Source organism: Ruficoccus sp. ZRK36, from assembly GCF_019603315.1.
Classification (GTDB): Bacteria; Verrucomicrobiota; Verrucomicrobiia; order Opitutales; family Cerasicoccaceae; genus Ruficoccus.
Genome location: NZ_CP080649.1, coordinates 122,671 through 146,994, shown reverse-complemented (window position 1 = coordinate 146,994; position 24,324 = coordinate 122,671). Strand labels below are relative to the sequence as shown.

At 62.6% G+C, this 24,324-nt stretch carries 15 protein-coding genes; 5 read left to right on the top strand and 10 right to left on the bottom strand.

Annotated elements, in window-relative coordinates:
• Positions 1-67: 67 nt before the first annotated feature.
• The 7 genes from K0V07_RS00610 to K0V07_RS00580 are packed head-to-tail and all read right to left on the bottom strand — an operon-like array spanning position 68 to position 9,986.
• Complete coding sequence (locus tag K0V07_RS00610; RefSeq protein ID WP_345778166.1) at positions 68-940, bottom strand: ABC transporter permease; 873 nt, start codon at positions 938-940, stop codon at positions 68-70.
• Positions 937-1,854 (bottom strand): ABC transporter permease, encoded by a 918-nt coding sequence (locus tag K0V07_RS00605; RefSeq protein ID WP_220622598.1) that lies wholly within the window; start codon positions 1,852-1,854, stop codon positions 937-939. The genes K0V07_RS00610 and K0V07_RS00605 overlap by 4 nt, the downstream gene beginning before the upstream one ends.
• Positions 1,855-1,867: 13 nt before the next feature.
• Positions 1,868-3,502, bottom strand: a complete 1,635-nt coding sequence (locus K0V07_RS00600; protein ID WP_220622597.1) for a peptide ABC transporter substrate-binding protein — start codon at positions 3,500-3,502, stop codon at positions 1,868-1,870.
• Between the two features lie 37 nt (positions 3,503-3,539).
• Positions 3,540-5,639 carry a transglutaminase family protein gene (locus tag K0V07_RS00595; protein ID WP_220622596.1) on the bottom strand — a complete coding sequence of 700 codons (2,100 nt, stop codon included), beginning with the start codon at positions 5,637-5,639 and terminating at the stop codon, positions 3,540-3,542.
• On the bottom strand, positions 5,636-6,529 hold the full coding sequence (locus K0V07_RS00590; RefSeq protein WP_220622595.1) for a transglutaminase family protein: 894 nt from the start codon (positions 6,527-6,529) through the stop codon (positions 5,636-5,638). The genes K0V07_RS00595 and K0V07_RS00590 overlap by 4 nt, the downstream gene beginning before the upstream one ends.
• Complete coding sequence (locus tag K0V07_RS00585) at positions 6,526-7,416, bottom strand: transglutaminase family protein (protein WP_220622594.1); 891 nt, start codon at positions 7,414-7,416, stop codon at positions 6,526-6,528. Before K0V07_RS00585 ends, K0V07_RS00590 begins: the two co-directional genes overlap by 4 nt.
• The gene (locus tag K0V07_RS00580; RefSeq protein WP_220622593.1) at positions 7,416-9,986 is read right to left on the bottom strand and encodes a circularly permuted type 2 ATP-grasp protein; all 2,571 of its coding nucleotides are present in this window, start codon (positions 9,984-9,986) and stop codon (positions 7,416-7,418) included. The genes K0V07_RS00585 and K0V07_RS00580 overlap by 1 nt, the downstream gene beginning before the upstream one ends.
• A gap of 246 nt (positions 9,987-10,232) precedes the next feature.
• On the opposite strand from K0V07_RS00580, the gene K0V07_RS00575 reads away from it, so the two are divergent.
• Positions 10,233-11,018, top strand: a complete 786-nt coding sequence (locus tag K0V07_RS00575) for a hypothetical protein (RefSeq protein WP_220622592.1) — start codon at positions 10,233-10,235, stop codon at positions 11,016-11,018.
• A gap of 11 nt (positions 11,019-11,029) precedes the next feature.
• On the opposite strand, the gene K0V07_RS00570 is transcribed toward K0V07_RS00575, so the two are convergent.
• Positions 11,030-12,784 carry an alpha-L-fucosidase gene (locus K0V07_RS00570; protein WP_220622591.1) on the bottom strand — a complete coding sequence of 585 codons (1,755 nt, stop codon included), beginning with the start codon at positions 12,782-12,784 and terminating at the stop codon, positions 11,030-11,032.
• Positions 12,785-13,158: 374 nt separating this feature from the next.
• Here K0V07_RS00570 and K0V07_RS00565 point away from each other — a divergent pair, with 374 nt between their 5' ends.
• The gene (locus K0V07_RS00565) at positions 13,159-14,871 is read left to right on the top strand and encodes an arylsulfatase (protein WP_220622590.1); all 1,713 of its coding nucleotides are present in this window, start codon (positions 13,159-13,161) and stop codon (positions 14,869-14,871) included.
• Between the two features lie 318 nt (positions 14,872-15,189).
• On the opposite strand, the gene K0V07_RS00560 is transcribed toward K0V07_RS00565, so the two are convergent.
• Together K0V07_RS00560 and K0V07_RS00555 are read right to left on the bottom strand one after the other, a co-directional pair.
• Positions 15,190-16,299 carry a Gfo/Idh/MocA family oxidoreductase gene (locus tag K0V07_RS00560; RefSeq protein WP_220622589.1) on the bottom strand — a complete coding sequence of 370 codons (1,110 nt, stop codon included), beginning with the start codon at positions 16,297-16,299 and terminating at the stop codon, positions 15,190-15,192.
• Positions 16,300-16,455: 156 nt separating this feature from the next.
• Positions 16,456-17,544, bottom strand: coding sequence for a LacI family DNA-binding transcriptional regulator (locus K0V07_RS00555; RefSeq protein ID WP_220622588.1), 1,089 nt, complete (start codon positions 17,542-17,544; stop codon positions 16,456-16,458).
• A gap of 316 nt (positions 17,545-17,860) precedes the next feature.
• On the opposite strand from K0V07_RS00555, the gene msrB reads away from it, so the two are divergent.
• The 3 genes from msrB (at position 17,861) to K0V07_RS00540 (ending at position 24,316) form a co-directional block, all read left to right on the top strand.
• The gene (gene msrB, locus K0V07_RS00550) at positions 17,861-18,319 is read left to right on the top strand and encodes a peptide-methionine (R)-S-oxide reductase MsrB (protein ID WP_345778165.1); all 459 of its coding nucleotides are present in this window, start codon (positions 17,861-17,863) and stop codon (positions 18,317-18,319) included.
• A 238-nt stretch (positions 18,320-18,557) separates the two neighbouring features.
• Complete coding sequence (locus K0V07_RS00545; protein WP_220622586.1) at positions 18,558-21,134, top strand: pitrilysin family protein; 2,577 nt, start codon at positions 18,558-18,560, stop codon at positions 21,132-21,134.
• Positions 21,135-21,271: 137 nt separating this feature from the next.
• The gene (locus tag K0V07_RS00540; protein ID WP_220622585.1) at positions 21,272-24,316 is read left to right on the top strand and encodes a hypothetical protein; all 3,045 of its coding nucleotides are present in this window, start codon (positions 21,272-21,274) and stop codon (positions 24,314-24,316) included.
• The last annotated feature ends 8 nt before the right edge of the window (positions 24,317-24,324 follow it).

Sequence of the window (24,324 nt, the reverse complement as noted above, 5' to 3'; positions counted from 1 at the left end):
ATGCGTAGCATCGAAAGTGCAGGCTTCGCCTGCTGCGGGGTATGGGGGCGCATAGCCCCCATGAACACTAAGCCCTGGGGTCAAGGGCGTCGCGCAGGCCGTCCCCGAGGAAGTTGAGCGAGAAGAGGGTGGCGGAGAAAAACAGGCTGGGATAGATGAGCAGCCAGGGGTACTCCTCCATGCTCTCGGCTCCGGCGCGGATGAGGTCGCCCCAGCTGGTGTCCGGCGGCTGCACGCCCAGCCCGAGAAAGCTGATAAAGGCCTCCAGCAGCATGACACCGGGCACGGTCAGGGTGGCGTAGACGATGATCACGCCCAGCAGGTTGGGCAGCAGGTGGCGGGTCATGATCTTTAAGGGACCCTGCCCGAGGCTGCGCGAGGCCTGGACAAAGGCCTGCTCGCGCAGGGCGAGGACCTGGCCGCGCACGATGCGGGCCATGGTCAGCCACTCGACCGCCCCGATGGCGACGAATATCAGCCACAGGTGCCGCCCGAAGACCACCATCAGGATGATGACGAAGACCGTGAAGGGCATCGAGTAGATGATCTCGACAAAGCGCATCATGAGGCGATCGGTGCGGCCTCCGGCGTAGCCGGAGACGATCCCGTAGCTGACTCCAATGACGAGGGCCACTGTCGTGGCGACGGCTCCCACCATCAGCGAGACGCGCCCGCCGCTGAGGATGCGCGCCAGCAGATCGCGCCCGAGGGTGTCCGTGCCCAGCCAGTGCGTGGCGCTTGGACCGCTGGCACCGAGGGCGAGGTCCTGCGTCTCGGGAGCGTGCGGCAGCAGCCACGGGCCGACGATGCAGGCCAGCGTGACCAGCACGGTAAAGGCCAGCCCGCCCATGGCCATGCGGTTGGCGCAGAGGCGGCGCCAGGCATCGGCGCCCAGCGAGCGTCCGGCCACCGGCGCGGCTTTTTCCCCGAAGTTCTTCACGAGAGCTTCCTCCGGGGGTTGAGCCAAACCAGCAGGATGTCCGAGATCAGGTTAAAGACGATGATGAGAGCGGCGTAAAAGAGCACGCAGCCGAGGACCATGGTGTAGTCGTTGTCGAGGGCGGCCTGCACGAAAAACCGGCCCAGTCCGGGGATGTTAAAGATAGTCTCCACCACAAAGGAGCCGCTGATCAGCCCGGCCAGGGCGGGGCCGAGATAGGAGACGACGGGGGAGAGGCCGTTGCGCAGGCCGTGCAGCAGGTACACGCGCGCCTCGGGCAGCCCTTTGGCGCGGGCCGTGCGCATGTAGTCCTCACGGCGAATCTCCAGCATGCTGGCACGGGTGAGGCGGGCCACATAGGCGGCATAGAACAGGCCCAGCGTCAGCGCAGGCAGGATGCGGTCCTGCGGCAGGTTCCAGCCCATGACATTGACGAGGTGTAGTTTTAATCCGAATACAAGGATGAGCAGCGGCCCCAGCACAAACGTGGGCAGGCAGATACCGAGCATGGCCAGCGACATGGGGGCGGTGTCCGTTGTGGTACCGGGCCGCCAGGCGGCCAGTACACCGGCGCCGATGCCGATGACCAGCGCGATGCCCATGGCGAGCGCCCCCAGCTCAAAGGAGACGGGCAGCTTGCGGGCGATGATTTCGTTCACCGTCCAGCCCTGATATTTAAAGGTGGTGCCGAGGTCTCCCTGCACGAGGTTACCGAGATAGTTGAGGTACTGCACGGGCAGCGGTTTATCGAGGCCGTAGTAGGCCTCCAGCTGCTGGCGGGTGACCTCGGGGATGTCCTTCTCGCCATCAAACGGCCCACCCGGCACCAGTCGCACCATGAAGAACGTCGCCGTCACGATGAGCCAGAGCACCAGAATGGCTTCGAGGAAACGTCTAAGGACAAAGGTTAGCATGAAGGATTACTGTTTAGTTGCCGGATTCGCTCTTGGCCGGTGTATCCGTTTCCAGATACACATACTTGAAGGGGTGCAGGTCGAGCAGGTTCGGGTACCAGCCTTTGACCTCGGGGCGCTTGAGGTAGATGCGGTTGTAGTAGTACAGCGGGATGATCGGCATGTCGCGCAGAAAGACCGACTCGGCCTCGCGGAGGATGTTTAAGCGCTCGGTGGGGTCGCCGGTCATCTCGGACTGCTTGATCAGCGCGTCAAACTCCGGGCTGGCCCAGCCGGAGTGGTTGAGGCCGGAGTCGGCGGTCCACATGGTCAGAAAGGTGCTGGCGTCATTGAAGTCGCCGAACCACCCGGCCCGTGCGATGTCGTAGTCGCCCTTTTTGCGGCGGTCGAGGTAGACGGGCCAGGACTGGTTGACCAGATCGACCTCGACCCCGAGGTTGTCGTACCACATGCGCTGGAGGGCTTCGGCGATGGGGCGGTGTGTCTCGGAGGTATTGTAAAGGAGCTCGACCGTGGGGAAGCCCTTGCCGCCGGGGTAGCCCGCCTCGGCGAGGAGCTTTTGCGCGTGCGCCACGTCTTCCCTTATCGGGCTGGCGGGGGGCTGGTAGGGCTCCATGTTGGGGGGGACAATGGAGAAGGCTATGGTCTCTCCGCCGCGGGTGACGGTGTCCACCAGCGCCTGCCGGTCGATGGCGGCGTTGAAGGCCTCGCGCACGAGCGGGTCGTCAAAGGGGGGGCGTGCGGTGTTGAGCAGGTAGTAGTAGGTGCCCAGCCAGGGGTCCATGTGCAGGTCGGGCGAGTCCGCGAGCCGGTAGGCGTCGCGCTTGCTCAGGGGCACGGAGTTGGTGACGTGGAGCTGCCCGGAGCGGAAGGCCCGCTCCTCGGTGTTCTGGTTGGTGATGGGCAGGAAGGCGATGCCGTTGAGGCGCACGGTGTCGGCGTCCCAGTAGTAGGGGTTGCGCTTGACCAGGACGCGCTCGTTGAGGTTCCAGTCTTCGAGCTGGAAGGGGCCGTTGGAGACGAGGTTGCCGGGCTTGGTCCAGCGGGTGTGCCGGTCGGTCATCTTGCCGAACTTTAAAATGGTGGGCGGGTGGACCGGAAAGTAGGCGTTGTGGCTGATAACGGTGGGCAGGTGGGGCGTCGGGCCCTCCAGTGTGAGCTCCAGGGTGTGCGTATCGAGTGCCTTGACGCCGACCTTTGAGAAGTCCGTGACCTCCCCGGCGTTAAAGGCGCGGGCGTTTTTGATCGGGAAGAGCAGCATCGCGTACTCGGCGGCAAAGGCCGGGCTGAGGATGCGCTCGTAGGAGAAGGCGAAGTCCTGCGCGGTGACGGGGTCGCCGTTGGACCAGCGGGCCTCGGGGCGCAGGTGAAAGGTGAAGACCGTGCTGTCTGCGTTGACGGTCCAGCTCTCGGCGACGCCGGGCTCGGGGGCGGAGGTCTTTGGGTTGGGCGTGGTCAGCCCCTCAAAGAGCGAGGTCTGCACGACAAACTCGGGCAGCCCGGTGGTGATCTGCGGGTCGAGGTCCTTCGGGTCGGTGCCATTACCGATGAGCAGGATGCCCTCCTCGTTGGCTTTTTCCACCGGCGTACGGTGGCGACCGCAGCCAGCAAGCAGCGTGAGGGCGAGTATGAGGAGCAGGAACCGCATCAATGGGCGCAGATCAAAACGCACATCCGGGCCGGGGTCAATGCGCGTGCCGCCGCAAATCGAGGGTAAAACGCATTTCCGGGAAACTCCGGGCCTCGCGGGTGTCAGCCTTTTCGTCGGTCGGGGGCAGGATGCGCCAGCGCTCGGTCGAGCGCTTGGTGGCCTCCTCGGCATCTTTGGGGCGGCCGTGGTAGACGGGGCCGTGTGGATTCCAGTAGTAGTAGTGGGCGGCTTTGGCGATGCGGCGGGTTTTCCGGTTGATCCACTGGAAAAGCAGCGGCGCCTGGATGGGCACATGCGGGTGCAGGGCGGGCCAGCCGCTGGCGCACTTGTAGCGCAGGCCGCAGACGGATTGACCACCGATACGCTGCCAGGGGATTTCTACGCCGTTGCAGAGCAGGGCGTGAGTTTCGAGCAGGGACTTGTCGGAGAGCGAAAGCTCCAGCCGGTCGGTGGAGTTGTCCACCATGCGCACGGTGGGCCCGCCGATGTTTTCCTCGGCCATGAGCGGCCAGGCCTCCAGGGCCTGCCGGACGGTCAGTGTCGCGTCCTTGCCCAGATCGAGCTCGCCGCGCAGCGGGAAGCGGAAGTCCAGCAGCGGGCGCAGCCACTCCAGCTTGAAGTCGAAGCCGTGCTTTTTAAGGTCGCGGCAGATCGCTCCCAGATCGGCCCACAGGGCGGCGGGGAGGAAGTACTTGTCGTGCAGCTCGGGGCCAAAGCGGTGCATCGGTTCCCGGAAAGGCTCTACTACGAGGCGGGCGATAAGGGTGCGGATAAAGAGCCCGGCCAGCCCAAGCATCTCGGCGGTGGGGAAGACCTCGAAGGCGCGTAGCTCGATGATGCCGGTCTTGCCGTTGGGGGCGGCGTAGTTATGGTACTTGTCCACGCAGATTTCCGCGCGGTGGGTGTTCCCGCTGGAGTCGGTCAGGAGGTTGCGCAGGAGCCGGTCGATCTGCTCGGGGTCGGGCTGGGAGGATTCCAGTGCCTCGCAGGCGAGCTCCAGCTCGTAGGCGGCATGGGTGCCGCTCTCGTCGATGCGGGGGGCCTGACAGCCGGTGCCGACGTACTGCCCGGTAAAAAAGTACCCGAGAGCGGGGTGGTGCTGCCAGTAGCGCAGGATGGAGGCCAGCAGGGCCGGGTCGCGGTGGAAGGGGTTGCGCTTCTCGTCGGGACCGCCAAAGCACAGGTGCGAGCCGCCGCCGGTGGCCTGGACAGAGCCGTTGAGGTGGTACTTGACCGCGCGCAGTCCAGTGGACTCGGCGGTGTCATACATCTGGTCCAGACAGCGCTGGTACGTCTCCCAGTCCGGGCAGGGGGGGAGATTAGCCTCAAGTACGCCGGGGTCGGCGGCGAGGGAAAACTTCTCCACGGTCGGGCCGCAGCCGGAGGGGGCATAGCCACAGAAGACCAGCTCGTGCAGGTCCTGCTTCTCCACGATGGAAAAAATCATCCCGGCCAGCTCGCGGAAAGGCTTCCACTCCAGCGGCGGGAAGAACACCTCCAGGGCGCCGTGGCGTGCTTCAACCGTGAGGGCACGCTTCAGGGTATCTTCGGACAGCTCGGAAAGCGGGAGGCGCAAGCCTGCGGGGCTGTCCCCCGGGATGAGCTTGACCGGCTGGCGTGTCGTGAAGGGCCAGGTGGCGGAAATCCATTTGCCGTCCTCATGGTCGAGGGGGAGCACCCATGCGGCGGTTTTGCGCTCGCCCTGTTCGGCGCAGGGCAGGGCAAAGTCGGAGAGCTTGAGCTCGGCGGCAAGGGCTTTGACGAGATCGCGGGCAGCCTCAGGCTCGTTGTGCCCTTCTACATCGTCCAGTAGCAGGCGCTCGGGTGAGGGCCACAGAGCGGGGCCTTTTTTGGGGTGGAGGGTGAGCATGTTCCACCGCGGCAGAGGTTCGCCGGGGTAGTGCTTGCCAAAGACCTGCATGGCGAGGCCACCGGGATAGGCCTGCTTGAGCAGCTCGCCGGTAAAGCGTCGGGCATAGCCGAGTTTTTCCTCGCCCATCGCCGCAGTGTTCCACTCGGCTGCCTCCGGCTGGAGGGGCACGAAGGTGGGCTCGCCGCCCATGGTCAGGTGAATGTCGCGGGCAGTGAAAAAAGCTTCGAGGGCGGCGGCGAGAGTCTGCGGCGTGTTTTTCATGTGATTTCCCGGATGTTGAGTTCTACCTCCATGTGAGATTCCACCGCCTCGTCATGATAGTAGCGGCCCTGGATCGGGTTGACCCAGTAGGGGTCGCTGGAGACGGCGGTGGGGATGAAATAATGGTTGGCGAGAATGCCGTTGGTCGGATCAAAGCCCTTCCAGCCCGCGCCGGGCAGGTAGATCTCGACCCAGGCATGCATGGAGCCGCGGGCACGGTTAAAGGAGTGGTCTTCCTCACCCTCCTTGGGGGGCGGATCGTAGAGATAGCCGCTCACGAATCGGGCGGCCAGGCCGAGCTGGCGGACGAGGGCGATCATGAGCACGGCCATGTCCCGGCACGAGCCGGAGCGGGTTTCCAGCGTCTCGTCCGGCGTCTGGATGCCCATTTCATCCCGGCGCTGGTAGGTGATGTCCTTAAAGATGGCCGTGTTGATCTCGGAAAGAAAGGAAACGATGTTGTCCGAGCGCATGGGGTTGCTGACGGCGTGGTAGAACCAGTCGAGCACGCGGTTGGCTCCGGCACTGACACCTTCCTGCAGGTAGGCCCCGAGGGCTGTCTCCTCTTTGGGCTGGTAGCGCATGGGGTAGGCCATGGCGTGGGGGTCGAGGATGAAGTCAAAGGGGTTCTCGATGCGCAGCCGTACCTGAATCAGGGCGCTGAACTCCAGCAGCTCGGAGACGTGAATTCCGAAGTCCGTACGCGCGACCACGTTTTCGAAGCAGTCGCGCACCCAGCGGGTGGGAGCGGCCGGATAGGTCTCCAGCTTGAAGTCCTGCGCGCGGACAACCTGGTTTTCACGCGGATACAGGAACAACTGATGAGGGCCGAAGCTGACCGGCTTGTCGTACCGGTAGCGGGTGGTGTGTTCGATTTCGACCTGGATCATGATCGGGAAGAAACGGTTTTACGGGGACGGCGGCGTTTAAGAGTGACAATAACCTGCAGGCGCTGGTCCTGAGCGCCTTTGTAGGCACCACGCATCGGGGCTACGTCGTTGTAGTCGCGCCCGGAGGCCACGCGTACGTGCCGCAGACCGGCGGCCTGATTGTTCGTCGGGTCGAGCCCGTACCAGTGCCCGCCGGGCAGGTACACCTCGACCCAGGCATGGCTGGCGGCAGCCCCGGTCATCTCGGCCCCGGGCTTGGTCGGGTCGTAGGGCTCGATGTAGCCGCTGACGTAGCGGGCCGGGATGCCCTGCATGCGCAGGATGGCCAGCATCAAATGAGCGAAGTCCTGGCAGACGCCCTGGCGGGTCTCGAGCACGGTGGGCAGGGGGGTGCCGATGTCGGTGCTGCCGGGCGAGTAGGCGAAGTTCTCGTAGATCCAGGTGTTAAGCCCGTGGATGGCCTCGCCGATGGTTTCGGCATCGCGGAAGTTCGGGCGGTCCACTTCGTCCTTGATGCGGTAGTAGGGGACGAGCTCGGTGTTCTGGATGAAGTCAAAAGTGTTGATGGCCTGGCTGGCCAGGATCTGACGGGCATCCCCGACGCGTGTCTCCAGAACGCGGGACAGATCAGGCCCTTCATGGGTTTCGACCTCGCCTACGGCGTCGACGGAGAGCTCGTTGTGCCGGAAAGGGATGGAGAAGTACTCGACCTTGTTACCAAAGTAATCGGTGTAGTGGTCCACCGGTACAGCGGGGGTGATCTCCAGCTTATGGCTGAGTATTTTCTGCGTCGGCCCGTTTTGGGGCCACACGCGCAGCTCCGCGTAAGACTCCGAGGCGGGAGTCTTGTACCGGTAGCGGGTGGTATGGGTGACCTTGAAGCGCATTACTCGTCGGGTTGCCAGTCCAGCGGGAGCTGGCGATCGGGATAGAACTCAGTCTGATGGCTGAAGAACGTGTCTTCGAAGCGGTCATGCAGCAATTCTAGTTCCCGAGTGAGAGATTCGAGGATAAATTTCATTTCCGGGCGCGGTCCGGCAGCGGATTCGAGCAGTCCAGAGTCCAGCTCCTGGACGGAGGAGGGCATCAAGCTCTGCAGGGGCAGGCCCTCGACCTTGGCGATGAGTTTATTAACCGACTCATCCAGCGCGGTGGGGGCATTGGTGGCATCCGAGATGGAGAGGGTGCTCACCGCGTAGCGCAGCTGGCGTAGACAGTGGCTGACCGAGCTGGGGTTGCAGGCGTTTTGCAGCAGGAGGTTCACCACGCGCTCCAGGTAGGCGCGGGAGCGGAACTCACGCCGGTAGGCATCGAGAGAAGTGAGCAGGCGCAGCAGGGAGGTCAGGTCGGCCTCGTCGGTGTTACCCTCGGCGCGGTTGGCGGCGACCCAGGAGAGCACTTCGCACAGCACAGTGGCGGTGCCCTGAGCCCGCTCGATGAAGGAACCAATCCGGAAGAACTGCCAGGAGTCGTCATGAAGCATGGTGCGGTCGGCGGTCCCGGCCAGGCGGGCCGCATCGTCCACGATGCGTTGGCAGATTTCGCGCAGGCGGGTGCGGGAAGCCTTGGGCGTACGCGCGGCCTCTTGCAGGAACCAGTAAAACTCGCTCAATACCTGCCAGACCTCCGGGCTGATCGAGTCGCGGATGTGCTGGGCTCCGAGGAAGGCGGCGGTGGCACTGGAAATAATGGACGAGGGCTCGTCGGCCTTGAGGACCAGAGCCCGCGTCATGGCGAGTGTATCCTTGGGCGGGCTCTTGCGCTTGGACCATTGGCTCTGGCCGTTGGCGGCGGCCACGGCTTTCCACAGTGGCCAGTAGCTGCGCTGGGCGGCGCGGCCGAGCTGATCCCAGCGCAGGGTCTCCAGGATGTTGAGCTGGCGGGCGGTGTTCTGCATGCGCTCCAGATAGCGGCCAGTCCAGTAAAGGCCCTCGGCCAGACGGGAGCTGATGGAGTACTCGTCGGGGTTGAGTGTGACGCGGTCCGGGGTGGAGGCGTACTCAAAGGGCTGAGCGGGGACCCAGGTGTCCTTCATGCCCTCGGACATGATGGTCAGCGGGTTGTCTCGGTGCATGCCCCAGCTCTGGCGGGTGAGCCCGCCGGGCAGCACGGAGGGTTTCTCTCCGAGCTGGAAAAAGACTCGCAGGTACACGCTGTGCGACTTGAACCCGTCCGGCCCGTAGCAGGGTAGCTGCGAAGGGTGCAGATAAGGCTGGGCGACGAACAGGTGCGGCCACTTGCGGGCCAGACGCAGCAGGCGGCTGCGTTTCTCGGGCAGCTGTTTGCCCCCGAAGTAGCGGAACAGGGTGTAGGAGTCCTGGATCGGCTTGAGGACCATGTCATCCTTATTCGAGAGGATGTAGTCGAACTGGTCGCGGTCGGCGCAGTTGTAGGTCGGGACCGAGTCGAGGATGGCGTGCTCTTTGAGGTAAAAGCCGATGAGCTGACGCGAATGCCGCAGCAGCGAGCGGTTGTCGGCCACGCCGCAGCCCAGGGCGTTGACGAAGCGTACCGTGCCGTTGCGCACGCAGTTGACGATGCCGGGGATGCCGGGGATGCCCGACTCGGCGAAGGCGATCGGGTCGATGGCAGCGCTGGCCAGCCGCCGGTAGATGACGTCCACCTGCTCCAGCCCGCGGATGGTCTTCAGGAATACACGGCCCTCGCGGATGAGCAGGTCCGCCGGGCGGACCATGGCGATACCGAGTTGGCGGGCCAGAAAGCTCTCATCGAAGTACGCCTGGTTCGTCTCACCCCGGGTCAACAGGACGATGTGCGGGTTTGACTGGCCAGAGGCGGCGCGGAGGTTTTCGGAAAACTGGGTGATGAAGGGGGCCACCGGGCTGATGTCCATGGACTGGAACAGCTCCGGAAAGGCCTGCGCGAGCATGCGGCGATTTTGCATGGCCAGCGACATCCCGAAGGAGGTCGCCATGTGGTTCTCCAGTACGCGCCACTGGCCATCCTCCCCGCGCACGAGGTCAAAGGCTCCGATGTGGCAGTACTGGCCGCCGGGCACATCGATGGTGGTCAAGGGGCGCTGAAAGGCCGGGTCCCCCAGAGGGAGTCCGTGTGGGAGCACGCGCTGCCGCAGGATGTCCTGCTCGTTGTGCATGTCCCGGATAAAGGCGTCAAAGGCGCGGGCGCGCTGGAGGATGCCTTCACGCAGCATCTCCCACTCGCCACGGGCGATGATGCGTGGCAGCACATCGAGCCGCCAATCGGCTTCGCGGGGCTTACCGTCCTCGACGACCCCGAAGTGGATGCCCACGTCGCGGGCCGAGCGCTCCAGGCGCTCCTGACGTTCACGCAGCTCGGCGGGGCTGAGTGATTCTACAATGTCCAGGACAGGCGCATAGGCCGAGGCCTCGCCAGCGGCGGGATGGATGAGTTCATCGCGCGGGCTGTTGGCGGCCTTGAAGTGAGCGTACTTGCGTTTCTTGCGGGCAGCAGTCATGCGTCCGGGGACAGAGAGAATTAACGGCCTATTGTCTGCCCTCCGTCGTTTGATTCAACTCATAACTGCGGATAATTCTCAGCGGATTGTATGGTTCTCTGTCTCAGGGATGGGCGTACTGCCGTTCTGAGTGCCTTTTTGCGCTAAGGTTTGATCTCTTTGTGCGGAGATGTGGTTCAGTTAAAGAGAGGGGTTGTCAATGAGCTGTGTGGGGTGTATCGAGATGGGCTTCGACCGATGAAAGCCATGCGTGAATTCTTTCAATCCCGCGGAGCCGAGTGCTCCGAGTGGGAAGGTTTTGAACAATGGAAGCTGGAGTGTGGGGGCATCCCCTGCCGCTTCGTTTTGCCGCGTGAGCTGGCGGCAGGACACCCGTGGGTCTGGAAGCCGGAGTTCTTCGAGGCTTTTCCGAATACGCAGTTGGCGCTGCTGGAGCGTGGCTGGGTGCTGGCCTTTTTGGAGTTGCCGGACCACTACGGCTGCCCACGCGCGGTGGCGGCTTTTGACCGCATGCACACGATGGCGACCACCGATCTCGGTCTGTCTCCCCGCATGGGGATTCTTGCCATGAGCCGGGCTGGTCTCTCCGCTTACAATTACACCTCGGCCCACCCGGAGAAGGTCTTCGCTTTGTACGCGGATAATCCGGTCTGCGATTTTCGGACCTGGCCGGGCGGCATGGGGGCTGGCCCCGGCGGTCCCGGAGACTGGGCCAAGCTGCTCGCTGTCTATGGCCTGACGGATGCCGAGGCCCGCAACTACGCACGCCAACCGCTGTCAAAGGACGTGCTGGCCCCGATTGTGCAGGCGGGAATCCCGGTCCTGCATGTGTGCGGCGACAGTGACGAGACCGTCCCCTACGAGGAAAACACCTGCGTGCTGCGCGAAACCTTTAAGGCGCTGGGAGGCAACTACCGGGAGATCACCATCCCCGGCGGTAAACACCACCCGCATGGTTTGCCGGATCCGGCTCCGATTGTGGCTTTTTATGAGGAAGCCTTTGCCGCCACGGGCTACGCGAGTGCGCGCTAAGGCAGGTGAGGTCAGTCTCCGATTTTCTCCAGGCGGAGCGCGACGAGATTCATGTGAGCCTCCTGAGGCGTGCTGATCGCGAGGTTCTCCAAGCTAATGACGTGCTCGGTGCGGGCGCTGATCTCCAGCTCTCCCACCTGTGAGAGACTGCTGGCGTAAAACTCGGTGCTCAGGACCGAGTCTTCCCCGAGACAGCCCTTCAGCGTCTGGTTGTCAAAGCCGATGGCGACTTCGCGTCCGCCCACCCACGGGGCGCTGTGCAGTTGGTTCTCCGTTATGACGCTGATGCGGTAGCGTCCGCCTTCGGGGACGTAGATGCGCCAGATTAATTTATCGCCGGGGTGGTGCCAGTGCATGAGAGCACCCCCGGCATCGAGCGAGCAGGGCGCATCGACATCGAATTTCTCCGCAGCGGCCCCCAGGAGGTTAGCGCCTTTGCCCAGCTTGGTGGGCTCCCCATGGCGGATGTCGGCCAGGGAGGGCATGAGGTCGAGGCGTCCCTGCTGCGGCATGAGGCGTGTGTCCACGCGGGGTGGTTCGCCGCAATCAATATGGATCACGGGCAGCAGGCTGTGTGACTGCGGGAGGGTGAGGGTGAGGGAGTCGCCGTCTTGCGTAAAGGGCACGCTGGCACTACGCACGGGGCTGAGAAGCCCGTGGATGTTTAAGATCGGCTGCCAGTTCGTGACGAACAGCTGCAGGCCACTGTCAGTCGTGGTGCAGCAGCCCCACGGGAAGTCCTGCGCAAAGGGGTTGGGGCCAGCACCCTGGATGGTGACCTGCTCGGCCTTGCGCCACTGGGCGAGCTGCTGGAGGATGTCCACGCTCGCCTCCGGGAATCGTCCATCGGGCTGAGGGCCGACGTTGACGAGGTAGTTGACGTTCTTGTCCATGAGGGTGGCCAGCTCGCAGGCGATCTTGCGTGGCTCTACCCAGTTGTCGTCGTCCCACTTGAAGCCCCAGGTTTTGTTCAGGGTGACGGGTGACTCCAGTGGGTACTCGGAGCGACCGGTGGGGCGCTGATTGTCGCCAAGGCTGCCGAAGTCCTCCATCCCGTGTCCGATGCGGCTGTTGATCAGGCAATCGGGCTGGAAGCTTTTCACCCACTGGCGAATTTCGGCGGACTGCTCGGGGGTGATGACCAGCGGGCAGTCAAACCAGAGGGTGAAGATCGGGCCGTAGCCGGTGAGCAGTTCTTTGAGCTGCGGCTTGGCCTTGCGCTCCAGATAGCGGGCAAAGTCCTTTTCCTTGCGCTCGGGATACTCCCAGTCATTGCCCCAGCTCATCCCGAAGTTGGAGTGCATGTCCGGGCCGGGGTCGGCCCCGTCGGGGTCTTCCCAGTCCAGCGCGTGCGAGTAGTACAGGCCGAGTTTGACGCCGTGGCGGGCGCAGGCCTCGGCGAGTTCCTTTAGCACATCGCGGCCAAAGGGCGTGGCGTCCACGATGTTAAAGGGGCTGACCTTGCTGTGGTACATGGCAAAGCCGTCGTGGTGCTTCGTCGTGAAAACCAGATAGCGGATGCCAGCCTCGGCGGCGAGGCGTACCCACGCGTCCGCGTCGAAGTCTACCGGATCGAAGCGCTCGGCCAGCCGGGCGTATTCGGCGTTGGGGATGCGGAATCGTGCCTGCAGCCACTCCCCGATGTAGTCCATGATCTCGCCCTTCCAGCGACCACCCGGCAGCGCGTAGAGGCCCCAGTGGATAAACATCCCGAAGCGGGCTTGGCGAAAGGCGTTAATGGCGGAGGTATCGGGTGCGGGTGTCATGATGGTACGGTGGACGGGGTGTGCGTGCGGGGCTTCAGCTAGGTAAGTCGGCTGGACTAGGTCGCGTCTTCAAATTATCTCATGTCGTCCCCTTGGCTGGATTTTGGCTCCTTTTTCGTGTCCTCGGCTCGACAATTCGGCAAATTGCCTCGCCTCGAAGCCCGAAAAACGACCTCAAAACCAACCTTCGCGGACTCGTTCCGTAATTTGAAGACACGACCGCGGTTGCCCAGAAAAATTTTCTTCAGCCCCTGATCAAGGCGGCTCCTGATAAAAAAGTTTTGACGGGCTTACACAGGTGTGTGGGCGGGTCGGCATGCCCGACGGTTGAAAACAATTTGTCGGGTAACTTTGCCGTGGGGTATTTTTTTTGTATGAATTCCGACCCCGCGAAGAAACCTAATGTGATCCTGATCATGACGGATGACCAGGGCTACGGTGACCTGGCCTGCACCGGTAACCCGTGGATCAACACGCCCAATATCGACCGCCTCCATGGAGACAGCTACCGGCTGACGGACTTCCACGTCGCTCCGCTGTGTACGCCGACCCGCGGCGGGATGATGACCGGGCGCTATCCGGCCCGCAACGGAGCCTGGGCCACCGCCTGGGGCCGCTCCATCCTGCGTGCCGATCAGGTGCTGATGCCCGAGGTCTTCCGTGCCAGTGGTTATGCGACGGGCCTCTTCGGTAAGTGGCACCTCGGGGACAGCTACCCGTACCGCCCGCAGGACCGGGGCTTTGAAAAGGTCGTGGCGCACAGGGGTGGCGGCGTCGGCCAGGTGCCGGACTTTTGGGGTAACAGCTACTTCGACGACACGTATTTCCACAACGGCGATCCGGTCGAGCACAACGGCTACTGTACGGACGTGTGGTTTGACGAGGCGATGGCCTACATCCGCGAAAACAAGGATGCGGACCGTCCCTTCTTCTGCTACCTGGCGACGAACGCCCCGCACGATCCCTACCGGGTAGCTGACCGCTATGCCGCTCCCTACCGGGGTAACCCCGAGATCGCCAACCCGGAGTTCTACGGGATGATCACGAACATCGACGAGAATGTCGGTCGCCTGGAGGGAATGCTGCAGGAAACTGGCTTGGCTGAAAATACGGTGCTCATTTTCATGACCGACAACGGTACCTCCGGCGGCATGCAGATGGACGAAGACGAGTTCTGTGTCAGCGGCTACAACGCCGGTATGCGCGGCAGAAAGGCCTCGGTCTACGAGGGCGGGCACCGTGTGCCGTTCTTCATCCGCTGGCCTCAGGGCGGCATGCAGGGTGGGGTGGATATTCCCTCGCCCGCCAACTATATCGACCTCTTGCCGACCTTCATCGAGCTGTTTGGACTGGAGCCGCCAGCCGATACCGCCTTCGACGGCCAGTCCTTCCGCGCACAGCTCAGCCCGGACGCTCCGGCCCCTGAGGAGCGCAACATCTTCGTCAACTTTCGCCAGAATACCGAGCCGCCCCGCAAGTGGGACACCTCGATGATGCGCGGCCCCTGGCGTCTGGTTAAGGGCCGGGAGCTGTACCATATCGGCGAGGACCCCGGTCAGCGCAAAGATGTGGCCGCCGAGCATCCCGAGCTGGCCGCGCAGATGCTGGCGGACTACGAGGCCTACTGGGCCGAGGTCGAGGAGGGGCTGAAGGTCTTTTGCCCCCTGTATCTGGGGTGCCCGGAGGAGAACCCGGTGCGGCTGGATGCCATGGATGTGATGGGCGATATGGTCTGGCGGCAGGAGAACATCATCCGCGCGCAGACCTGCTCGGGCCGCTGGAACGTCAAGGTCGTGGCCGACGGCAAGTACCGCTTCAAGCTCCAGCGTTGGCCGGAAGAGCTCGACCTGTCCATCGACGCTCCGGTCGCCAACGATGACCGCGCGCCCTGCGAGATCATCGCCCCCTCGGCGGCAAAGATCCGTCTCGGCGATGTCGAGGCTACCGTCCCCGTCAAATCCGGTGAGGTCTTTGCCGAGATCACTGCTGAGCTGAAAGCCGGTGAGGATGTGCTGGAGGCGTACTTCCTCGACGAGGCTGGTCAACTCCTGCAGGGCGCTTACTACGTCTATATCGAGCGGCTTTAGTTAAGGGCACTTCGACCTAGCTGTTCAGGTACGGCTACAGGCTGCCATGGGATTCACCGTGGCAGCTTTTTCGTGTAGGGGCTGGCTTTCGGGCGACTTTGAGGAGACGTGTTCACTGATAAAAAACACGCGTGCTGAACTGTTACAGTAGCTTTGGGGGAGGCGTATGAGGGCGAAGTGCTGAATTGTTTCAGTAACTTGCTCAGGCGGGGGACTGTTCAGGTGTCTGGGCGAGGGATTTGAGTACAAAAAAGAGCCTGAGGTTTCTCACCTCAGGCTCTTGGCGTCAAAGAATGTCCGTACGAGTCGCCGGGCTGCTTAGATCATGCCTTCGGGCAGATACATCGGCAGGGCTTCGGGCTGCTCGGGGCGGGACTCGATATCGACCGGCTTGCCGTCCAGCGAGGACTTCTCGAAGGAGAGCATGACCTCCAGGGCGTGGTAGGCGAGGGCACCGCTGGCGCGGTGCTTGCGCTTGCCGCCGGAGGCGATGGAGGCAGCCATGTCGGCAGCACCGATGCTGCGCGAGTTCTGCAGGTACGGGTGGCTGAAGGACTGCGGGGTCCACTCCTTGGTGGAGGGGGTCCACAGCTCGATCGGGCCGCCGAAGGTGTTCGGGTCCGGAGCCTTGAGGGAGCCGCCGGTGCCGTAGATTTCGATCGGGCCGTGGTTGTGCTTATACACGTCGAAGGACACGGTCAGCGTGATGACGGCACCGTTGTGGAACTCCAGCAGGCCGGCATTGTGCGTGGGGACGCTGACCGGCAGCATCTTGCCGAACTGCTCCTTGCAGGTGGCCATGCGCTCGTCAAAGGCCTTGGTGGCGAAGGCGCTGACGCGCTTGACCGGGCCGAGCAGGTTGACCAGAGCGGTGATGTAGTAGGGGCCCATGTCGAGCATGGGGCCTGCGCCGCGCTCGTAGAAGAAGGCGGGGTTCGGGTGCCAGCCTTCGGGGCCGCGGCTCATGAGGAACGCCGTACCGGCGATGGGCTTGCCGATCCAGCCGTCGTCGACGAGCTTGCGGCAGGTCTGGTAACCACCACCCAGGAAAGTGTCCGGAGCGCAGCCGACCATGAGGCCCTTGGCCTCGGCCGTTTCCATGACCTTCTTGGCTTCATCCAAGTCGATGGCGAGCGGCTTTTCGCTGTAGACGTGCTTGCCGGCTTCGAGGGCGGCAAGGCTGACTTTGGCGTGGACGGCGGGGATGGTCAGGTTGACGACCATTTCGACATCCGGGTTGGCGAGCAGCTCATCAACGGTCTGTGCCGTGCACTCGTTTTCCTCGGCCTTGGCCTTGGCGACCTCCATGTTGAGGTCTGCACAGGAGACGACGTTGAGGTTCTGAAACAGCTTGGCGCCGTTGAAGTAGGCCTGGGCGATGTTCCCGCAGCCGATGATTCCGATACCGGTTTTTTTAATCTGGGGCATAATTGTATGCGTTGGGTTAAAAAGCCGACGTTGCCGATGTTAACTGGGGATGGCTAGGCCAATCTCGGAAAAGTCCTGTCAAATCATTGGGTTGACTGATCAAAACTCTTTCAGGTCCGTCTATCCGACCTGTGATGGAATCTCCCACGCCTGCATTCAGGCTTTTGGGGTCTTGCTCGCGGCGCGTTTTCGCGGCTTGCGCGAGGCTTTTTTGTTTTTGTCGGGGAGCGTTTTTCCTTCGATCCACTTACCCTCGATGAGGGTGCGCTGCACCTGCTCGGGGATGCCCCGCTCGCTGCGCATGATCATGTTCGTCAGTTTATCCACGGCGACCTCGCCGATGTGAAAGGAGTCCTCAAAGATGCCGGACATATCGCCGTCTTTTTTGCTTAGGACCGGGCAGGCTACGCCGATGTCTTCGGGGACGCGGATGCCATTTTTCTTCAAATACTCATGCAACGACTCGTTACCTGACACGATGGCATCCGGGCGGTCTTTGCTGTGTAGCATTTTCAGGAATTTCGAGTCTTCCACCCGGTAGTTATCAAAGACAATCGGCTTTTCTTTACTGGAATACTGGGCTGCGAGGTATCCGGCCAGGTAGTTGTTGTCGGTGCGTTCGCTGTGGGTGTGATCGAAAACCAGCCCGATGCGGCGGTAGCCATAGGCCTGCATCTTTTTGATGAGCTGGACAGTGGCCCGGTACTGAGTGGCTGACACGGTGTGCAGGGCTGGCTGGCTGAGTGTGTAGCCGAAAGTGACGAACGAGAAATCGTCCCACTCGAAGTCCACGGCCGCGTTTGGGCGAGCCTGCGGGCACATGAGCACGCCCGAGATGTTCCGGGCCCGAAAGACGGAGGCGATATGTTTCAGGCTGCTTTTACTCTTGGGGGTTTCGAATTCCTCCAGTGTGTAGCCGTACTGGCTGGCCCGTGCTTTGGCACCTGCGTAGTATTGGGAGTAGATGGGGGAGTGCTTCCAGCCCATGGGCTTGTCGGGGTCCTGGATCAAGAGCCAGGCCAGGGTCCCCTTAAACGAGCGCTGCTGCCTGGAGTGCGTCCGGTAGGCGGCGAGGGCGGAGAGCAGCGGGTCGGGCTGGTAGCCGAGCTCCTCGGCAATTTTTATTATGCGATCCCGTGTTTTCTGCGGGATGCTGGGGTGGTGCTTCAGGGCGAGCGAAACCGTCCCCCGATGGACGCCGGCCACCTTGGCCACATCCAGTTGAGTGACGCGTTTCTTTTCCATAACACAGGCTGACAGCTAATCAGCAGGGGTGTTTCCACGTCAAGCGCAAGCGGTAGAGTCCATACCCCCTCGGCGTGAGTTTGGCTTGTAAGGTTATGCCTGGCTGTGCGACACAGGAAAAACCATGCGTAAACTTATCTGGCCCCTGATCATACTGGGTGTGGCCGCCTGGCTGACTTACGGGTATTCCAACCGCACCTGCGGCACCGGTTCTTGCCCCTTTACCGGGGGCTCTTCGGACGAAACGGCCTCCAAGGCCGAAAAACTTTCGATACCCGCCACGGGTACGCTCTCATCCTCAACGGAAACCTCGACCATGACCGATAAATCCTCTCTGCGCGACAAACTCACTCCTGTCCAATACGCGGTAGCCTGCGAGGGCGGGACCGAGCCGCCCTTCCAGAACGCCTACTGGGATAACCACGAACCGGGGTTGTACGTCGATGTTATCTCTGGGGAGCCGCTTTTCGCCTCCACGGATAAGTTTGACTCGGGCACGGGCTGGCCGAGCTTTACCAAGCCTGTCGATGGGCAGGAGATCGTCGAGGTGCAGGATACTTCGCACGGGATGGTCCGCACGGAGGTGCGCTCTAAAACCGGGGATGCGCATCTGGGGCACGTCTTCCCCGATGGCCCCGGCCCGGAAGGCATGCGCTACTGCATCAACAGCGCTTCCCTGAGATTCATCCCGCTGGGCGATCTGGAGAAAGAGGGCTACGGCGAATACCTGAAGCTCTTCCCGCCTCCGCCCGACATGGCACAGCCCAAGAACTGAGTGCTGGTTAACGAAGCCGTCGTTACAGATGGCGTGAAACGCAAAACTTGTTCTATGCAGGGAACTCTGCCACGTGATATTTGACTAATGAGCCGGAGCTCCCTGTGAGTTTCAGTTAGTTAAGTTACCACTCTATTGCCGCCGGGTTTAAGCCACCCGGCGGTTTTTGTTTGATCGGCCAGACCGGGGCGCTGAAGGATGTGCCCGCGCCACTCCCATTTTTATTTTTTGAGTAACCATGAGTCAGCCAGCCCGTAATCTTTCGCCCGACCAGGCGCTTCTCCGCGATCTCTTCCGCCAACCGGTGAACCGCCGCACCTTACCCAACGGGCTCACCGTGGTCTCGCGGGAGGACTTCTCCGCGGAGCTGGTCTCTGTCCAGCTGTGGGTGAAGACCGGCAGCGTCCATGAGGGAGACTGGACCGGCGCCGGTCTGTCTCACTTTCTGGAGCACATGCTTTTCAAGGGGACCCCGACCCGTGGTCCGCTCGACATCAGCCATGAGGCTCACGCTATCGGAGGGCACATCAACGCCTACACGACCTACGACCGAACCGTTTACTATATCGATGCGCCAGTCGAGGGTGCCGAAGCAACTTTTGATATCCTGGCTGACATGGGCCTGCGGGCGACGCTGCCCGAGGAGGAGTTTACCTCCGAGCGTGATGTGATCCTGCGCGAAATCGATATGGGGCTCGACGATCCCGACCGTGAGCTTTTCCAGGCCTTTACCCGCACGGCCTTTCGTGAGCATCCCTATCGCTTCCCGGTCATCGGGCTGCGGCCACTCTTTGAGCAGGTGACCCGCGAAGCCCTCTATGCCTACTACAAGGCCCGCTACCAGCCGGGTAACATGGTGCTGGTGGTGACGGGAGCGCTCTCCACAGAGCGGGTGGACGAGCTGGCGGGGCAATACTTCGCGCAGGCGCTGCCGGGTCTGAGCCCGTCTCCGGTTGTCGCGGCCGAGCCTCCGCAGCTGGCTCCCCGGGCCGAGCGCCTGAGCGGCGACTACAATATCGTGCGCGGTCTGGCCGGGTACAAGATCCCCGGTCTGGCGGACCCGGCGGCCCCGGCGCTGGACATGCTCGCCTTTATCCTCGGTAACGGCAAAAGCTCGCTCCTGTGGCAGAAACTGCGCGAGGAAAAACGCCTCGTCCAGCACATCGACGCCAGCTGTTGGAACCCTGGCTCGCAGGGGCTTCTGTGGATGTCCTACCTCTGCGAACCGGGTAAGCGCGAGGAGGTCGAGACCGAGATCCGCCGTGTGCTGGCCAAGGATTTACCCAAGGCCATTACAGCTGAGTCGCTGGCCAAGGCGGTGCGGCAGGCTGTCGTCGGTGAGGTCAATGGCCGCAAGACCATGTCCGGGCAGGCTTCGCGGCTGGGAGTGGCCGAGGTTGTGGTGGGTGAGCTGGACTACCCGCGCCTGTACTTTACGCGCCTCTCGGCGCTGCGTGTGGATGACCTCCAGGCGGCTACCCGGCGCTATCTGGTGGAGCCGGGCTTGTGTGAAGTCACGTTGGAGCCCAAGCCGAAAGCCGCGAACCTCTCAAAGAAAACCTCGGCGGTGCGCGCGCAGCCGGACTTTACCGAGACGACGTTATCCAACGGCGCCCGCCTCCTCGTGCAGTCGGACCCAACCCTGCCCAAGGTTCATCTGCGTCTGGCGATGTTGGGTGGACCGGGGCTTGACCCGGTCAGTGCTCCCGGTGCCTGCGGGGTGCTAGCCTCGCTGATGACCCGCGATACAGAGCGACGGAGTGCGGCCGAGCTGGCAACCGAAGTCGATCGCGTGGGCGGCACCTTTGGCGAGTTTATCGGTAACAACACTTTTGGCCTTTCTGCGGAGGCGCTCCCGGCTGATTTTTCGCTGGCAGCCTCATGGATAACGGATGCGCTTCTCGCCCTGCGTCCGACCGGTTCCTCCTTCGCACTCGAGCGGGAGGGTCAGCTCTCCTCGCTACTGGAGGATGAGGATGAAATCCTCGACTACGGACGCCGCCGTCTGCGCCGTCGTTTCTACGGGGTACATCCCTTTGCCAATGACTATCTGGGTACCCGCGAGGGACTCGAAGCCCTCACCCTGGCCCAAGTCGAGACGTTGCGCTCTCAGCTCGTGCGTGGTCCGAATGTGGTGATCGCTGTCAGCGGTGCCATTGAGGAGGCGGCGGTCCGCGATAGGTTGGAGCCTCTGCTGGCCCAGCTTTCGGGTGAGCCTGCGCCGCTCGTTCCCGCGCTGCCCGGTGTTCCCGCCGAGGTGGGGGATGTGGTGGAGCATTTGCCGCGCGAGCAGGCTGTCGTGCTGGAGGCTTATCCCGACGCGGGTGTGCGCTCGAAAGATTTTCACACCGGAGAGCTGCTGGACGAGCTGCTCAGCGGGATGTCGAGCCGCCTCTTTGAGACCGTCCGTGAAAAGGCCGGCCTGGCCTACTACGTGGGCGCGGCCCGCACCCCCGGCCTCGATGGCGGGCTGTTCAGCCTCTATGCGGGCACGCACCCGGCAGCTGTCGCCGCGGTGCAGGCCGAGTATGACAAGGAAACGCAGCGGCTGCGCTCGGGCGGCGTCACGGCGGAGGAACTCGCGGCCTGCCGCACGCGGCTCATCGTGCAGAAGCGCCAGGGGCTGCAAGCCATCGGATCGCGGGCCATGCAGGCCTCACTGAATACGCTCTACGGTCAGCCGGTCAACAGCTGGCGTGATTACGCCGAGCGTATCCGTGCGATTTCTGCGGATGAGCTGACGGACTTCGCCAGCCGTACCTTTGACCCGCAGAAGCGTCTGCGCCTCTGTGTGCAACCGGCGTCTGCGAAGTGATGCTGAGGGCGGTCACTGTCGGTATTTGGGAGATTTTATGTCTCAAATAATGTAAATTTTCCAGTGACTGGCTTTCCCGCTCGACGGAACTGAGGTTAACAGCCTAGGCTCTGCCGTCGAATACAACGGGGGGGATCATGTTACGCGCAACTGGCGAAAACGGTGCTCACCGGCAGGGTGTGTCTGCCGGGGCGCAGGGTTTTGCCCTGGTGGTAGCGCTGTTGCTCCTGAGTTTCATTCTGACGCTGGGCCTCGCGTTATCGTCGCTGAGCCAAGTCGAGCTCGCGGCGGTTTCAACGCCGAAAAGGCAGTTGATCGCCCGCGAAAATGCGCGCCTGGGGCTGATGCAGGCGCTGGCGACGCTCCAGCGGACGGCGGGGCCCGATCGCCGCCTCACGGCCAGGGCCGAGATCTTGGGGAGTACGACAGCGGCGTCGAATCGCTACTGGACCGGCGTATGGGATGCTGCGATGCCCACTCAGGCACCGGTCTGGCTCGTCTCCGGGCAGGCACCGAATGCCTCCACGATAGCGGCCGATACGGTCGTACTCGTGCCCGCCTATGCTGATGCGGGCGCTCCCGCTGTGAGGGTGGAAAAAGTCCACTTCCAGCAGGATGACGGAAGCTCCCACGCGTTTGCCTGGTGGGTCGGCGATGAGGGCGTAAAAGCCTCGCTCTCGGCGGGCCGTAAACGCGCGGCGGGGCTCTCGGATCTTGAAACCCTTACCCTGCAGAATCAGACCCCTGCCGGGGTTGATTTGAGGGAGCTGTTCGGCGCAGATGTCCTGGTAGACGATGCCTTGAAAGGGGATCTGACCAAGCTTGTCACGCGCGGGGAAATCCCTCTGCTGAGTAACGCTTCCGGCGCGGGCGTGGCGCCGCATCGCGCGCGTGCGGCCTTTCACGATTATACGCCGTGTGCCTACGCGGTGCTGGAAAATCCCACCACCGGTGGCCTCAAAATCAACCTCTCCGACGACGCCTACCGGGACGGATTTGTCAACGATGCCCTCCAGCAGTTCCTGACCCCGATATCAGCCGCGAGCGGACCCGCCGCCGACCTCTCCGCGCATAAGATCAAGACCGGCGAGCCCGTCCACGCCCTCTATCCCGTCCCGACCGAAGTGGTACTGTATATGGGGCTCTTTCACGGATGGTCGGACGGGATCGTGCGCATCCGCTACCACGTCGAGGTCGAGTTCTGGAACCCGTATCCGGTGCCGATCACGTTCCCGGCTGATGCCGGGGATGAGGAGGGCAACAAGAACCGCTCGATTGTCGTGGTCTTCCAGAATATGCCCGAGATCGAGGTCAAGGCGATCGGGGATTCCAAGGTGCCCGATCTGGAGGATGATCTGGATAACTTTAAAGGGGCGGCTGAAGACACCAACGCAAGATACATCAACGGCTGGCTGGATATCAGCCCCCCGAGTAAGGATGGGAATATCCCTGTGTTACTACCGGGTGAGGTCTACCGTGCGATGGCCCCAAACCCTGGCTCACAGCCGCGGGGTGTGGCCCGCCGGTTTTGTTTTCAGACTGGAGTGTCTCTGCAGGGGCAAAGTGATGGGCTGCGCTGGTCCGACTCGCGGGGGGCGCGCCCGGACTACAACACGAAGATCCAGGTCAAGGCCGACGCACCCTCCAAAGGGGTGAGTATTTCGTTCGTTCCCTTCAGTGGCGCAGATACGGATTACCGCGAGGTAGCGCCGTTTTTTGAAATCAAGGATCTGGATTTCGGCGACTTTAAATACAAGCAGTACTTCCGCTCAAAATCGAATCCCGGCAAGACCACGAAGGGCAAGGAGGTCAGCTATGAACTCGATGAGTTTGAGAAGACGCTCGGTAAAGGAATCCTGCCTTTCTCGAATCCATATGACAATATGGACTACTATAACATCGGCCTGTACACGATCGCCTACCACTACCGACTGAAGGCTGATGGGGACGAGATGGCTGACTTACTAGCTGCGCTTGATCCGCGTGCGCCCGTGCTGGACTGCGATGGGACGTACACCGACAGAGAGGGAAAGAAGCGCAAAGTCAAAGACCTGGTCGACTACGAGGTTTTTACCCGCACCGATCCGGACGACCACCTGAACGCCTTTGATGATGATGAGCTGTTTCACGATCCGAAAGCGCGCTCACACGAAGATGAAGATCTGCGGCAGGTCGTAATGTTTGACTTGCCGGTGGCAGAGCCGGTTTCAGTCGGGGTGCTGCGCTTCGCACAGGTGCCCGGGCTGCCCGCGCTTGCCATCGGTACGCCGCGTGCGGCAGCTTACAATGGTGTATTCGATTATTACTACATGAGCCCGCTGTCCTCTGTGATGGGTTCCTCTCGCCGATTGATGAACCCCTGGCTGGAGCCCGTGCGCACGGGTGAGTGGAGTCGTCGCCTGACTGCCTCTGGGGGCTTGCCGCAGCAGGATGATGCCGCGCAGCTTTGCCTGGCTGGTGCCTTTAACCTCAACTCGACCTCCACCGAAGCGTGGCGCTCGGTGCTGGGAGCTTCGCGGCTGGTGCCGGCAGTCGCAGAAGAGCCGGATGGAGGGTGGGGAGTTGCCGGTGGCGCACCCGAAACGCCTCCGGCCTGGTTCCGCTTGCCCTTTTACGGGGCGTGGGCAGATACCCCCTTGGGGACCGCTGAAGACGCAGCGAGCCTGGAGAGTGCCTTCTCCTGCGGTGGCCGCGTACTCGACCCGGATGTTGCCGAGGCTCAGCTGGACTGTGTCGTGCAGGCAGTGGTGGACAAGGTTAAGGCGCACGGCCCCTTCGGCACTGTGGCTGAGTTTGTGAACACCGGGCTCCTGCAGGAGGCGATTGACGAGGTCGGGGTGATACGCGGTACGGACCTGCCTGCGATCAACGAAGGTGTCCCCGAAGGCTCAAACCTGTACCTCACCCAGGGGGATGTGATGGAGGCCCTTGCTCCTATGCTCACCGTGCGCTCGGACACCTTTGTCGTGCGTGCCTACGGTGAGGCTGGATCGGTGCTGGGAGGGGCCGTCACGCGGGCCTGGTGTGAGGCCACAGTGCGTCGTCTGCCGCAGCAGATGGACGGGACCGACCCGATGGAGCCGACGGTGCCGGGCGGCTTTGGGCGCGCGTTCGAGGTGGTGTCTTTCCGCTGGCTCGATCCCTCTGAGCTGGAGGACGAGGACGTCCCGCTCAGTATGTAGCGGAGCCG